This is a genomic window from Shewanella psychrotolerans (assembly GCF_019457595.1).
Classification (GTDB): Bacteria; Pseudomonadota; Gammaproteobacteria; order Enterobacterales; family Shewanellaceae; genus Shewanella; species Shewanella psychrotolerans.
In genome coordinates this window covers 2,317,631-2,332,812 of the sequence record NZ_CP080419.1, presented here as the reverse complement: position 1 = coordinate 2,332,812, position 15,182 = coordinate 2,317,631, and the positions used below count along the sequence as shown (strand labels likewise).

The window sequence follows — 15,182 nt, the reverse complement described above, 5'->3', positions numbered from 1 at the left end:
GAGTAGATGTTACAGCGAACAGAGTTTAATGAGGACGATGCTTGCTGTGAGGATGAGTGTCGCGCAGAGCTTAATCTGTTGGTGGCTTTAGATGCGGCTCGTTTGCACTGCCGCATCGAGAGTTTTAGTTAGGGTGAAGTCTTTAGCGTTTATTGAGCGCTTTAAAGCGAATAGCCGTCCCACCGCTGCTTGCAAGGGATAGGGTAAGTTTATCTTTATGGTTAACTAGCTGATTTTCAATGACATAATCGTAGGGCTTCGTTCGCCAGTTAGCTTTATCACCATCACGGTAGATTTGTGCTTCATAGCGTTTGTTTGGCTCTAGAAAGTCTAAATCGATCTCAATTTTACGGGCGGTATCATCGGTTATTGCGCCTAAGTACCAGTCATTCCCATGGCTTTTACCGCCTCGCTCTTGCCGAGCAAAAACAACATATTCGCCCACTTCGCCTGCAAGCGCGATACTTTGCTGCCAATCGGTTGGCACATCTTGAATAAACTTAAAAGCGTCGGGATGCTTTGCATAGTTACGAGGGAGATCGGCTGCCATCTGAATTGGGCTATAAAGCACGACGTAGAGGGCTAACTGCTTAGTAAGGGTAGTTTGGACACGATTGACGGCATCTAACCCTTTAGGCGCTAAGTCAAAGATCCCCGGCGTAAAATCCATAGGGCCTGCGAGCATGCGAGTATAGGCGAGGGTGGTGGTATGGGACGGGTTATTTGGCGGCGTTCCCCATGCGTTAAACTCTTGACCACGCGCGCCTTCACGACTTATCCAGTTAGGATAGGTGCGGCGAAGTCCCGTGTCTTTAATCGGCTCATGGGTATTGATGCTGATCTGGCGTTTGGCGGCTTCTGTGACGCTATGTAGATATTCGTTGACCATAAACTGACCATCGTGCCATTCATGCCGAATGATGCCATCAGCATCGACGCGCTTGATATCACCACCATCAGCCACATATCCTGTTTTTATTTGAGTCACACCATATTTTTGGTACATATCATAAGCGTCCGTCATCTGCTTACGATAGTTGGTTACCGATCCCGATGTTTCGTGGTGACCAATTAGACGCACGCCTTTAGTTGCACCGTAGGCCGCGATCTCGGGGAGATCAAAATCTGGGTAAGTCTCTGTGAAACTAAACACATCGCCATTATGAAACCAGCTGCCGTCCCAACCGATATTCCAGCCTTCAACTAACACGCCCGCAAAGCCATTATCGGCGGCGAAATCCATATATCGTTTGGTCTCGTCGGTGGTTGCGCCGTGCTTATCGCCCGATCCCCAGGTGTTTTCATTGAGATGCATTCCCCACCAAATCCCCACATATTTCCCAGGTTCAACCCAAGTGACATCACCGAGCTTATTGGGTTCGTTGAGATTCAAAATGAGATCTGAGTTGAGCAAACCTGTGGCATTATTAGCAATTTGAATGGTACGCCAAGGGGTTGAAAACCCAGCGTGGGTTTTCACTTTTAGTCCATCTGACCAAGGTGTAAGATCGGCCCGAAGGATCCCATCTCTACGTTGATCTAGGGTCATCGCGGCGTAATCCACCAGCGCGGCTTCATGAATACTCATGTGTACGCCATTGTCGAGTTTAAAAGTAAATGGCGTATGTACTCTGTCTATTTTTGTCAGTGGGGTCTTGTTATACAGGTATTCGTAGCGGTTCCAGCCTCTTGCTGGTATCCACCACGCCGTTGCTTTGTCCGCTTGATCTATTGAAAACTCGGTTAACTCTTGGGTGATATTAAGCTGGTTTAGATCGGCTTGTTTGGGGACGCGATAACGAAAGCCAACGCCATCATCGAAGGCTTTAATATCGACGTAAAAATAGTATTTACCGTTACTCAATTTGGTGCTTAAGCCATTGTGTCTATCAATGACCCATTGGCGTTCTCCCCAAGGCTGTTGCCATTTACGTGCGACTTTAGAGGTTTGGGTTTCCTCAATGGTGAATTTTGAGCCAAATTCGCCTAAAGATTGAAATACCAAGCCAAGCTTTGAGTCATTAATAACTGGCTGACCCTGAAATAGCACTCGATATTGTGGACCTTGATTGTTATCTGTCAGTTCAACGACTATCTGTTTTTCAGGGGAGCTAACAACAACTGTTTTTGCCAGCGCCATGTTTGATATACCGAGAAGCGCTGGGGCTGCCAACACAGAAAACGCTAGGTTAGTATATTTGTTGCGGAATAAAGCAACGCTTTGTTTTGCCACCGTTTTAATAATAGAGTCCATCGACGCTCCATAGTCATTGTTTTTTTATTGTTACTGACCCATGGTAGAAGTTTATTATCTGTCCGAGCAATTGGCTGCATACGTATTCAGGTTATGGTATATGGCGGGATACAGATTTAACGGTCATAAGCAGGGGGCTTTTGCTTAGTGTGGGCTATTCCTCTAATGATGTTTTCGATAGCTTCTCAAATTGTTGATTAATTTTAATAAAGCTCTCAACTAACTTTGGATCAAAATGTGATCCTTTACCCTCGACGATGAGCGACATCGCTTCTTGATGACTAAAGGGGCGCTTATAGCAGCGAGGTGAGGTTAGGGCGTCATAAACATCGACTAATGCGACTATACGGGCCGATAAAGGAATGTTTTCACCTTGTAATCCTTTGGGATAGCCGGATCCATCCCATTTTTCATGGTGTCCGCCAGCGATATCTTTACCCATTTGAATAAACTTACATTGTGGCGCGTAAGTTAACAGACTCTCAAGCACTGTCGCGCCTATGGCTGGGTGCGCTTTGATTTGATCGAACTCTTCAGGTGTTAGGCGGCCAGGTTTTAATAAGATGGCATCTGATATACCGACTTTACCGATATCATGCAACATCGAAGAGAGTGTGATCTCATGAATAAAATCGCTTGTCAGTTCTTGTGGCGCATCTTCATCATTTTTGCGTTCGCTCGCTAGCATACTGGAATAGTGCTGCATTCTAATAAGGTGCGCACCTGTTTCATTATCTCGATACTCTGCAAGCTTAGCTAGACCCATTACGGTCGCTTCTCTGGAGGCTAATGTAGACTCAAGGGAGCGAGTTAATTTACCGAGTAAAAATGAGGTAGATAGAGTAACCATGGCATTAGTTACGATAAAATTGATACTCACGACGAACCAGATAAAGGTCGTGTAGCCAGCTGTTAGTGGCCAATTAAGTTGTGCAAGATGAAATGCGCCGCCAACGACTAATAAGCAAAACGCATTAAGGAACTGGGCAAAAATACTGGCTTTTTTTCCCAGCAAAATGGCGGTTAGTGGAGGAAAAACAAACAACCAAAAAAAACCGGCACCGGTCGGGCCTATCGTGATGAGAAAAGCGAAACCGATACCGTATGCCAGCAGACACCCGATTAAATATCGGTTACGCTCAGATAAGGTTTTTGACAATAATATGTAAAGCAATAAGCCATAAGCTAGGGTGTCAACGATTGCCATTGACCAGAGATCGCCGACGATACATAAGTAGACGCTAGTCAAGTAAACCGGAACACACAGCAGTGCTAAAAATCCAAATAAACGTTTGAAGATGAGGCGACGCCAGAGGGGGAGCGTATCGGTTAAACCTTGTGGCATCGGCCTCGAAAAGTAACGAGATGGGATGTTCATTCCATTGATTTCCTTCACTTTCAGCGAATTAAAAACTGCTGTTGAATAATAGTAGTTTATTAAGTCAAATTTAGAAACTTCTTTTGATATTGCCCTATTTTTACGTAAGTTGAGCTTAATTTTATTATGTGACAACGATAAGTTAGCCATTAACTAAAGCTTCTGTTGTTTGTGGGTTATTTGGGTTGATGTTATCAATGATGATTAGCGTTAGCTTTTTAGCGTGGAGTAGTTTATAAATATGTTTACAAATTTTATTGTTAACAAGATGTTATTTAAGGTGTTTTGGCTAGCGTATGTTGATCTTTTAAGGTTGTTTTTGCAGCGAATTGTTAGATATTTTGCTTAGTTTACTAAGCAGCAATCCATTCGACTCGATTAACCCGTTTTTGTATCGAACAAAATTTAATCGCAAAAGTTCAGCTGGCCCTAGTGATTTGATACCTCTTTGAACTGAATTTACCATGTTAGACTAAACGCAAAAGAGTATTTCATATGTCTGCAGCAGAAAAATCATCTCGAAAAATGAGTTTCTATATCATTGGATTGATCGTCGGGGTCTGGCTTTACAGCTTGTGGGCCGATCGGGTAACGCCAATGACAGGTGAGGCGAGAGTGCATGCCTATTTGGTCAGGATTGCCGCCGAAGTTTCGGGCAATATTATCGATGTAAACGTTAAGAATAATCAAATTGTAGAAGCCGGCGAGCCGCTATTTGAGATTGATCCAAGAAACTATCAGATAAGCCTGCAAACCGCCGAAGCCAACCTTGCTACAGCGGGACAAAATATTGGTGCAAGCACGGCGGCAGTCGAAGTGGCTCAGGCGAAAGTCATTGACGCCTTGGCTGCACGTAATAATGCCAGAGAACAGGCATCACGGATTAGCGAACTTGCTGGCCAAGGTGTGTTAAGTAAGGCTGAGCTTGATAATGCGATTGAAGCTCGTGATCGTGCTCAAGCTAATCTTGAAGCGGCTGAAGCCTCACTTACCCAAGCTAAGCATAGCCTTGGACCTGCAGGTGAAAATAATCCACAAATTTTGGCTGCAATGGCAGCGTTAGAGAAAGCACAACTTGATCTACAAAAAACCCAAGTCAGAGCGCCTTCTAAAGGGGTTGTCACAAACCTTCAACTCACCGAAGGGCAAAACGCTTCAGTTGGCTCACCATTATTAACCTTTATTGACCCTCGCGGTGTGTGGATATCGGCATTAGTTAGAGAGAACTCTCTGGAGCATATTCGAGTCGGAAATCGAGTGGAAATTGTACTCGATGCCTTACCGGGCAGAGTGCTCAATGGCAAGGTTGAAAGTATCGGTTGGGGTACTGGCGGAAGCAATAATATTGACCAATCTACCGGCTTTTTAAGTGCGGATACTAATTCGATGAAAGCACAGCGCTATCCTGTGAACATAGTGTTCGAAAATGGTGACGTCCCTAAAAATATTCGATATGGCTCTCAAGCTACAGTGGCGTTCTTTACTGAACAGAGTTCCTTTGGCGAATGGTTAGCTGGTATATGGATGAACATATTGAGCGTGTGGACTTATGTTTCGTAATCCAGCGAATTCCATTATTAGGCTCGTTTTTTTTCCCGTGATACTGCTGTTTTATCAGCAGTATCATGGCGTGGCTTTGCCTATACTCGCGCCGATATTTGTGGTGATTTTTTTGACAATTATGCCCTCAAAACCACCACTTAACATGCTGCTAAAACTCCTTTTGGTGCTGATGTTTGTCAGTTTTGGGGTTGTATTTCTCGGTGGGCTGCTCATTGATACGCCGACGGGATATGCGCTTTTTTGTTGGTCGATGCTGTTTTGGTGTTTTTATCGAAGTCATCATGATCCCAAAGATCTGATCTCTACTTTAGTGATTATGGTCGTGATCATAATGACAGTAATGAGTGTCCAACTCGGTGCACCTATTGATGTATTACCTTGGTTAATGTTTGAAGCCTTTGTGGTTGCATTGCTTGTGACTTACTTGAGCTTTGTTATTTTCCCTGGTGATGAGCAGGATATTCTACCTGATGAAACCAGTACTGAGGGCGCTGAGACCCATATGGGTCTTATCGTGTTTAAAGCCACAGCAATGAGTGTGGTGTTAGTTGCATTAGTGGGCTCGGGTAGCGCACAGTCTATACTTATTGCCATTACAATCAGTAGTATGATTAAGATCCCTAATCCTGAAGAACACCGCACATTTAGTCAAACTAAAATAGTGACAACCGCAGTAGGGATCTTATTCACTTTACCCTTAATGTTTCTATTTAGGTTTGGAGTTGCAACATGGGTGCTGTTGGGCGTGACGATTTTTCTTGGGTTACAACTTGCTTGTTTTGCAATTAGAAGACAGTGTACTTTGACCATCTATCAACTACTGTTCACCAACTTTGTGGTGTTGGTCTATCAAGTCATTAAACAGCAAGGGAGTGAGTCATTATCTGCTGAATTTATGCGTTTGGTCTCGATTGTTATTTCTGTCCTTATTGGTGCACTTATTTTGAACTTAACCAAACATAAGCCGGTTCTGCGAGAGAAAATAAATGATTAACTGGTTAAGAGACCATGATAAATCTTGTTATTCGCTTTCTAGCATTATGGAGAATAAATAAAACTGTTATACTGACTCGTTCAGATCTTAGGCTCATTTAACGCTGATGTTCAATGAGCCTAATCCCAACATAAAAGCATCATTTTGAGATCTTACATGTCATTTTCTACACTCGGTTTGAACCCGCTTATCCTTAACGCTGTCATTGAGCAAGGTTATGTCACGCCGACTCCCATTCAAGCCGAAGCGATACCGTTAGCATTAAAAGGTAAAAGTTTGATTGCCGCTGCGCAGACAGGTAGCGGCAAAACCGCGACCTTTGTCCTGCCAATTTTAGATAAACTGGCAAGTGGCGACACACAGCGAAAGAAACGTGCACGAGCATTGATTTTAACGCCGACACGAGAGTTAGCGATTCAAGTCGACAAGCATATTCAAAATTACGGTAAGTATCTGAATTTAAAATCGATGGCGATATATGGCGGTGTCGATCTTGCTCCCCAGAAGCAGCAACTGATTGAAGGTGTCGATATTGTGGTGGCGACACCCGGGCGCCTTAGGGATCTCTATACCCAAAGAGCGATCCATTTCGATGAAATAGAGCTGTTAGTGTTAGATGAAGCCGATCGCATGTTAGACATGGGTTTTATCGAAGATATTACTAAGATCATCGACAGCCTACCAGAAGAACGCCAAAACCTGATGTTTTCAGCAACCTTGTCTCGTCAGGTGAGAGAGCTTGCTAAGCAATATATTCCTAATGGTATCCATTTGTCTGTTACCAAGAATAGCCAAGGTGAACCCGATATTGAGCAGTGGCTCACTACAGTCGATAAAGATAAAAAATCTGCATTGCTAAGCCATCTAATTCAAGAGAATAACTGGCCGCAGGCGCTGATATTTATTGAAACAAAGCACGGCGCTGCTAAGCTGGTGAGTCAGCTGGAAAAACGTGGTATTGAGGCCGATTGTATTCATAGCGGCCGCGCGCAAGCTATCCGTGAGCAGATCTTAGCCGACTTTAAGAGTGGCAAAATTAAGTACCTTATTTCGACAGGGATCTCCGCTCGAGGTATCGACATCGATAATCTGCCGTTAGTGATTAACTACGACTTGCCTTTCCCTGCTGACGAATATGTCCATCGTATTGGCCGTACGGGACGCGCAGGAGCTGCGGGTCAGGCGATATCGTTAGTGTCGAAAGATGATTTTAAAAATCTTTGTATGATTGAAAGCCGATTGGGACATCTACTCGAACGCCGCGAGATAGAGGGTTTTGCGCCAAGAAAGCCAGTACCTACCTCGATTCTCAATTATGTGCCTAAGGCCAAGCGTGAGCAGCAAGGTGAAAAGGGGGGCGAAGCGTCAACCAGCCGGGGTGAGAAGGGCACTAAGGATGCTAAGGATGCTAAGGATAAGCGCCAAGAAGATAAGCCTAGCGGACAGTCTAAGTCTCATGAAAAGGCATCGCCCTATAAAGGTAATTTTACAGACAAGAAGGCTAGGCCTGCTAAAGCAAAGGCAGAGCCCAAGGCTGAACAAAAGCCAGCCTTTAATCCTTGGACGGATAGTCGGCCTCCGAAGGAGTAAGGTTAAAATAGAAAGCCCTCTAGTCGAGGGCTTTTTTGTGGCAGGTGGTTTTGGATTTGATTAGCGGATTTTGAAATTCATATTTTCATTTTACTTATAGACCGTGGCTCGCTTAGATGTAGATACTTCTGTGATATATAGTTTGTCGTCTGACTTACATTGATGTTGGAAAGGGAATTGAAGGTCAAACCTTCACTGTGATTTATCGCCTGCCCGGCGGGGGAATGTGCAGATACACCTGTGACACCCTGTCCGCCATCCATGGCCGCTCTGCGGTTTCATCCCTGAAACCGAAGGTCACCGGCGTATCTGCACCTGGTATCTAAACGTCTCTTCGATTTGGCCCCAATTGTAGGAATTGGATCGGAAAGTCTTACCGCTTCTTTATACAATACTACTCTGATAGAGTGCATATTAATTAATAGTTATTTCTCTCCGACAACAAGCACCTTAGATTCCAGTGGGGCTAGGGTTAGTGTAACTTGGGCTCCCTTTGCCGATAGTGTCAGCGGCGTTGTTGGCTTCTTATCACTTAGCATCTCTTTAAGCGGGTAAGCGCCGGGATTGAGTTGCCATTGGTTAACCAAGGTCTCGGGTAGTGCTAGTGTCAGGCTTTTTGTCTCAGTGGATGAGAAATTGCTGACGATGATCAGCTTTTGCGTCTCGTTGAAGCGACTGAAGGCAAAGAGATCTGTGTCATAACCCTTCTCTTGCGCGAGATTGGCCTTGTGCAGATCGCCATACTCACCGCTTAGGGCGCTGAGGCTGTGGCTAAGGTTTAGTAGCTTGGCGTAGTAAGCTCGCAGACTCAACTCTTCTTTTGATGACTGACCGCCGTCAAATTCACCCATGTTCATAAAGCGCTGGTGAGCGGGCACACCAATATAGTCGAAGATACTGGTGCGACTTGGCTTGCCAAAGCCTGCATCTTCACTGCCATCTTCGCCGACTTCCTGGCCAAAATAGATCAGGGTAGGTGCCTGGCTCAGGGTGGTGGACACCACCATGGCTGGGAGTGCCTTGGTGGGATCGCCGGCAAACTCCGGGCTGGCGATACGCTGCTCATCGTGGTTCTCCAAAAAATGCAGCATATGTTCGGCGATGTCCGCAACACTTTGGCGATCGCGCTCGATCGCCCGGGTGTCGGCTTTACCCTGAATGATCGCCTTGAGGCTGTCATAAAGCCCAACTTTGTCGTAGAGATAGTCCATCTTGCCAAGGTGAATATAGTCGCGATAACGACTCGGGGTGTAGACCTCGGCCAGAAGTAGGGCATCGGGATTGGTGTGCTTGATATGGCTATTCAGATAGCTCCAGAAGGCTACGGGTACCATCTCAGCCATGTCGAAACGAAAGCCGTCTACGCCTTTGTCGAGCCAGTATTGGGCGATCTGGTTAAACTTATGCCAGGCGCCTGGGATCTCGCTGTGAGGCACCTGTTGCCAGAAGGCGTAGTGCTCAGCAACGGATTTCGTCTCATAGCCTGAGGGCAGCTGCGGGTAGTCGATGCGGCCGTCTGGTGTGATGCCATAGTTGATCTTCACTGTCTCATACCAGTCGTTGGCATCTGGCTGGGCGGCGCGAGCGCCGTTGCCCGTCCATTTGGCGGGAAACTCATTAAACTTACCATCGGCCTGGGGATGGGACTCGCCGCCAAGGGGCTTTATCTCATCTGAAAGTAAGGGCACCTTGAAGGGAGTGTCGACCACATAGCAAAAGTCGTTGTGCTTAGCATAGCTGACTTGGGTATTGTCATCTGCGCCGAAGTCTCTGACGCCTTTTGGCGCCGATAGCGATTTATAATGACGCGCCACATGGTTGGGCACTATGTCTATGATCACTTGCATGCCCGCCTCATGAGTTCGTGCAATAAGGGCTTCGAACTCCTGCAGACGCTTGGCGGGATCGTCTGCCAGATCCGGGTTGACGTTATAGTAGTCTTTTACCGCGTAGGGAGAGCCTGCACGCCCCTTGACCACATCGGGATCGTCATTGTCTATGCCGTATTGGGTATAATCACCCACCAAGGCATGGTGTGGGATCCCTGTATACCAGATGTGGCTTGCTCCTAATGACTTTATGCTATCAAGCGCCGCAGGGGTAAAGTCACTGAATTTACCGACACCATTTTGCGCTTTGGTGCCCCATGAAATATTGGCGGTTTGAGTGTTACCAAACAAACGGGTGAAGACCTGATAGATCACAGGCTTTTCACTCCTAACGAAAGCTGGCTGTGGCCCAGCAGTTGTTTGGGGCACAACGGCGTGCTGAGCGCCGACTTCAGGCTGCAACGCTGATGGCAGCGCCACCACCTGCGCCGATAACAGCATTGCAGCGCTAGTCAGTAGCAGTTGATAGGGCTGCTTGCAGCGTTTAAGTAATGCATGTGTGGGCATCAATTGGTTTCCTCTATGGCAAGCAGGGTAACCCCTTGGCCGTTAAGTGTTAGTGTTTTCCCAAGTGCGACGGTCTCGCCACTGATCACATCGCGAGCACTGCCAGCGCTTGCGAGCAGATCGCGGTAGCGGGCGAGGGGAAGCGTTACTGGCTTATCGTTTTTGTTGTACACCACCATGAGGCGCGCCTTGTCACTGCAATCTTGTTTAGCGCAGCGCATCTGCACATACACACCATCTTGGGGCACATAGTGACGCAGCCCGCCATTGTGAATAAAGTCTGCCTGTTTGCGGTAATTTAATAAGCTTCGGGTAAAGCTCAGCATAGAGGCTTGGTCATCACTTAGTCCTTTGTTATCAAAAACAGAGACAGCATCATCTTGCCACCCGCCAGGCATATCTGCACGAACAGCACCATCATTTCTGCCTTTTGCTGGACTTTGCATCAAAATTTCTGTTCCATAAAATAGTTGTGGGATACGGTTGCTGGTGAGCACATAGACCAGGGCCATCTTAGTGAGGGCCACATTGTCGCCTAGCAGGCTGTAGAGGCGGTTGGTGTCATGGTTACCCTCGAACAGTACCAATTGGGTTGGGTCGGCATAGACCACATCGTTGGCCAGAAACTCGTACAGGCGTATCAGGCCTTCGCTCCAGCCTTCCTCTTTGCTAAGCGCCTTGATCAGGGTTTCATAAAGTGGGAAGTCCATCAAGCTGGGCAGTTCAGATTGGTAGCCATCCTGATTTTGTTTATCTTTTTGCCAATAGGAGACGGTAACAGGGTTAGCGGTCCACTCTTCTCCGACGATATTAAAGTCAGGGTATTCATCCATTATCGCCTTAGCCCATTTCACTAAAAAGCCTTTGTCCGCGTAGGAGTAGGTATCCTCACGTATGCCACTAAGATTGGCATATTCTATCCACCAGATACTGTTTTGTATGAGGTAAGTTGCGAGCAATGGGTTTCTTTGATTAAGATCTGGCATGCTGTCGACAAACCAGCCGTCAGTAAATTTTTGAATGTCGCTACTGACCGCATAGGGATCTTGCACTGTGGTGCGGCGATGAGTGGTAAATTGGATATCGTCATTTGGATAATTGGCAGTGAGTGGTTTGTTTATCCAATCATGACTAGGCAGATCGTTCATCCACCAATGATTTGAACCTATGTGATTCACCACCACATCGGCAATGATCCCTATACCGTGCTTTTCCGCTTGGTATGCTAATTGACGATATGCTTCATTACTACCAAAACGTGGATCGATCCGGTAATGGTCGGTGACCGAGTAACCATGGTAGGAGTATCGTTGCTGATTATTTTCGGTGAGAGGGTTGATCCATAGTTGAGTAACACCGAGATCTTCAATGTAATCTAGACGGTCGATAATGCCTTTTATATCGCCTCCATGGCGACCATCTTTGTCTGTGCGATCCGCCAGTTCTAACATCTCTGGGTGATTGTCATTGCTGGCATCACCATTAACAAAACGGTCTGGGGTGATGAGATAGATTGCATCTTTATTACTAAATCCTTTTCGCTGTGCACTCCAGCTCTCTCGTTCATTGAGTGAATAGGTAAGGCTTTGCTTTGATCCATCGTTATCGGTAAAGCGGATAGTGAATTCTTGTGGTTTAGCCTGATTGAGATCAAGGTTGATAAATAGATAATTTGGATTATCAGTAGTTTCCACACCGAGTAGTGTTATATCACGGCCATTAATACTGAGTTTTTTACTAGCAATCTTGTTGCCATGCACCATCAGTTGCAGCTGTGGATTTTGCATGCCGGCCCACCAGTTGAGCGGGTCAACTCTTAACTCGAATGATTTTTCATGGGGAATAGGTGAAAACGGCGTAGCACCCACGGTCAATGAGGTTAATAGCAGCATCCCCAGTGAGAGTGGCTTTAGTTTTCTTGCGGTGAAACGTTTAACTATTCTCGACTGGCTTAACATTGTGACTCCTGTGATCCATCTGCTTAATCTAAGGAATAAATAAGCTCTTGTTGCTCTAGGATGAATATATAACGCTTTATTTTTGTTATAAAAACGCCTGTTTCAGTTGGCTGAAGCAGGCGTTTTTGACTAATGCGCTGTGGCTAATATCCTTTGGCTATTGCCCGTTAAGGATGCCGCAAGGACTAATACCAAAGCTAAGGGCCGATCACATGGTATAGCTTAAGCCCAAGAAGTACTGACGACCGAAGCTTTGAATTGTTCCAGTTTGGTGAGGCTCACCAAAGTAGGTCTTATTTGGCTCATCGGTTAGGTTATTGACTTGGAACAAGAACTTAAGTCCGTTATCCATTGCGTATGATGCTTGATAGTCAAAGATGGTTTCTGCATCGAAGAAGGCCAGTTGAGATTCAACGGCGACTTGCTCTGATACATATTCACTGCGATAACGCATGCTTAGGCGAGTATCGAAGCCATCTAAGGTGTAGAACAGCGTTGTGTTGACTACATGCTCAGATAAGCCTGGCAGTGGTATTGATAACGACTGGCCGCTTAAGTCAGTTTCAAACTCTACTTCACTGTCTGAATATGAGTAACTGCCCGTGAAACCTAATCCATTTAGTGCCCCAGGTAAAAAATCAAATACTTGAGTATAAGCAAGTTCAACACCTTGGATATAACCGCCGTTATCGTTATTGATAGCGGTTTGATATTGGCCTTCATCTTTAATAACAGGGAACTCTACGCCGTTATCGACAATAGTGTCAGGCACGATAAAGCCCGCTTTTTCGAAGTCAAATGGCTGGATGGTAAAGTTGTTAATAAAAGATTTAATATCTTTATAGAACAAGGCAAATACGATCGCGCCTTCAGATTCTTCAAAATAGTGCTCATAGGACAGGTCATATTGATTCGCATAGAAAGGATCGAGTAATGGGCTAGTGTTTCCCCAAGCGTTATACTTTTTGTAACCAGGAGTTGACGCGTCATCATACCAAGAACCCATACCCGATTTTAGTTTGTCGATCGGAGGACGCGCCATAACCGATGCCGCGGCAAAACGGATCTGGTCGTTTTGTGTCAGGTGGAAGTTTAAGTTAATCGAAGGTAGGTAATCGGTATAAGATTTACCCACTTCATTGCGGATATAGTCGGTGCTGACTACTCCTTTTTCATCGATAATCTCTTCACCCAAACCAAAGCCAACTTGCTGTAGTCCCTTACTTGATTGGTCTGTGTTCACCACGCGTAGACCAAGGTTACCTGTTACTGGGATATCACCAATTTCGAAATTAAGATTGGCTTGAACATAACCGGCCAGTACGTCTTCATTAACGGATCCACTTTGGATCATGGTCCAGTTGTTGCTCCAATTAGCGGTTGGAGTAAAGGGATCTTGCCCCGTTGCCGCAAGCTGTGCATTGACTAAATCTACTGCTTTATCAAAGTCGATGGCTAGGAAACTAGGATAACCAGATAGCTCACCGCCAAAATTGACCACATTGGTCATATCAGTCGTTAATTCTAGAACTGGTTGATTATCTGGATTGTGACCAAACTCAAAACCGTAGCCAGCTTGAGAGCGCTGAGCATTAAATTCACGCTGGGAATAACGAACACCCACATCAATAGAAGAGACAACGCTATTGTTCAGCTGATAATTTAAGTCAAGCTTATAGGCAATAAGATCATTTTGTTGATCGTATGGCCACATGCCAACTTCTTTCAGTCCTAATGTTGAAGTGTCGGTATAATCGTTGGCAAAATTAACATCGGCAGGGTTAAGCCCGTTAAGCTTATAGTTGATTGACTCTGCCGAGCGAACTTCATTGTCGATATCATCGTAAACTACGGCGCGAGTGCCGCCATTAACAAATTCACCGTCGGCAGAGGAGTAGCTAATATCGGCCACGATAGTCAGGTTTTCACCGTTATTCCATTCAATGTTGACAGCGCCAGAGGTCAGCTCAGAAAATTTAGAATCGTTGTCGTTTACCACAAATACGGCAAAGTTATCTGTGCCGTCGGTTGAAACTGTGCCGCCAACCATTGAGCCATCTTCTACGATAGCATCACTGATTTGACCATTTTTCAGTGATTTAACTCGGAAACCACGGGCAAAGTTTTCTGAATCGAACTTAGAATGGAAAATGTCGCCTTTGATGCTCCAGTTATCATTTGGTTGCCAGTGGATGGCGCCCATATAACCGTCACGAGTATCGGTGCCGCCTTTTTGTTGCATCTCGAAGCCTTCACTGATGGACTCTAGATTACCATCACCGTTCACATCACGTCTGTCATCGTTAAAACGCAGACCAATGAACTGACTTGATACATAAGGTTGATAAAGGTGGGCATAACCAACGGCAACACCAAGCGTTTCTTCCAGGAACTTACCTTGGTAAGAGAAGCTCAGGCGGTTGCCATATTCTTCAGCGTCAGACACTTCGCCAGCTCTGTCGTTAAAGCTGCCACGGGCATTAACGGTAAAGTTGTGTTCATTTGGGGCTTGCAGCGGATCAGCTGTTTTGAGTTCTACCGTACCGGCCACACCACCTTCGATTAGAGATGCTTTTGGTGATTTATAGACTTGCGCCTGGTTAATTAGCTCTGATGGATATTGATCGAACTCGATCGCTCGCTTACCTCCTGTGGTCACTTGCTCGCGACCATTTAAGGTTGCGGAGACAAAGTCGCCATCAAGACCACGAATATTGAGTCCACTTGCTTGTCCACCGGTACGAACCGCAGTAACGCCGGGTAAGCGAGTCAGTGCATCGGCGATAGATTGATCGGGCAGGGCACCTAAGTCATCTGCTGAGATGGTTTCTGATACAGTATCCGAAAACCGCTTGTTGTTAAGCGATTTAATCACACTAGTGCGGAAACCACGTACCTCAATGACTTCGATTGATTCTTCTTGTGTTGTAGCGTTTGCATCGGCTTTAACATCTTCTGCATCAGCAGCGTAGACGTTTACACATGCGCCAGCAGCAAGCATAGCGAGTGTCAGTAGGTTCGGTTTAAATTGAAACATCCATCTTCCCCT

9 protein-coding genes are annotated in these 15,182 nt (G+C 45.8%); 4 read left to right on the top strand and 5 right to left on the bottom strand.

The genetic code is table 11. From position 1 onward, the window contains the following. Positions 1 to 6: 6 nt before the first annotated feature. Positions 7 to 132 carry a hypothetical protein gene (locus K0I62_RS19250; protein WP_258404978.1) on the top strand — a complete coding sequence of 42 codons (126 nt, stop codon included), beginning with the start codon at positions 7 to 9 and terminating at the stop codon, positions 130 to 132. Between the two features lie 10 nt (positions 133 to 142). Here K0I62_RS19250 and K0I62_RS10260 read toward each other — a convergent pair whose 3' ends face one another. Continuing rightward, positions 143 to 2,254: a glycoside hydrolase family 97 protein gene (locus K0I62_RS10260; protein WP_220068071.1), complete on the bottom strand. Its 2,112-nt coding sequence runs from the start codon at positions 2,252 to 2,254 to the stop codon at positions 143 to 145. A gap of 154 nt (positions 2,255 to 2,408) precedes the next feature. Beyond that, the gene (locus tag K0I62_RS10255) at positions 2,409 to 3,632 is read right to left on the bottom strand and encodes an HD-GYP domain-containing protein (RefSeq protein ID WP_220068070.1); all 1,224 of its coding nucleotides are present in this window, start codon (positions 3,630 to 3,632) and stop codon (positions 2,409 to 2,411) included. A 495-nt stretch (positions 3,633 to 4,127) separates the two neighbouring features. Here K0I62_RS10255 and K0I62_RS10250 point away from each other — a divergent pair, with 495 nt between their 5' ends. The 3 genes from K0I62_RS10250 (at position 4,128) to K0I62_RS10240 (ending at position 7,779) form a co-directional block, all read left to right on the top strand. Further along, complete coding sequence (locus K0I62_RS10250; RefSeq protein WP_220068069.1) at positions 4,128 to 5,192, top strand: HlyD family secretion protein; 1,065 nt, start codon at positions 4,128 to 4,130, stop codon at positions 5,190 to 5,192. Beyond that, positions 5,182 to 6,189 (top strand): DUF2955 domain-containing protein, encoded by a 1,008-nt coding sequence (locus K0I62_RS10245; RefSeq protein WP_220068068.1) that lies wholly within the window; start codon positions 5,182 to 5,184, stop codon positions 6,187 to 6,189. The genes K0I62_RS10250 and K0I62_RS10245 overlap by 11 nt, the downstream gene beginning before the upstream one ends. Before the next feature lie 156 nt (positions 6,190 to 6,345). Continuing rightward, positions 6,346 to 7,779 (top strand): DEAD/DEAH box helicase, encoded by a 1,434-nt coding sequence (locus K0I62_RS10240; RefSeq protein ID WP_220068067.1) that lies wholly within the window; start codon positions 6,346 to 6,348, stop codon positions 7,777 to 7,779. 425 nt (positions 7,780 to 8,204) lie between these two features. On the opposite strand, the gene K0I62_RS10235 is transcribed toward K0I62_RS10240, so the two are convergent. The 3 genes from K0I62_RS10235 to K0I62_RS10225 form a co-directional block, all read right to left on the bottom strand. After that, positions 8,205 to 10,175 carry an alpha-amylase family protein gene (locus K0I62_RS10235; RefSeq protein WP_258404977.1) on the bottom strand — a complete coding sequence of 657 codons (1,971 nt, stop codon included), beginning with the start codon at positions 10,173 to 10,175 and terminating at the stop codon, positions 8,205 to 8,207. Continuing rightward, the gene (locus K0I62_RS10230; RefSeq protein ID WP_258404976.1) at positions 10,175 to 12,133 is read right to left on the bottom strand and encodes a glycoside hydrolase family 13 protein; all 1,959 of its coding nucleotides are present in this window, start codon (positions 12,131 to 12,133) and stop codon (positions 10,175 to 10,177) included. The genes K0I62_RS10235 and K0I62_RS10230 overlap by 1 nt, the downstream gene beginning before the upstream one ends. A gap of 208 nt (positions 12,134 to 12,341) precedes the next feature. Beyond that, positions 12,342 to 15,170, bottom strand: a complete 2,829-nt coding sequence (locus K0I62_RS10225; protein WP_220068066.1) for a TonB-dependent receptor — start codon at positions 15,168 to 15,170, stop codon at positions 12,342 to 12,344. Positions 15,171 to 15,182: the final 12 nt, after the last annotated feature.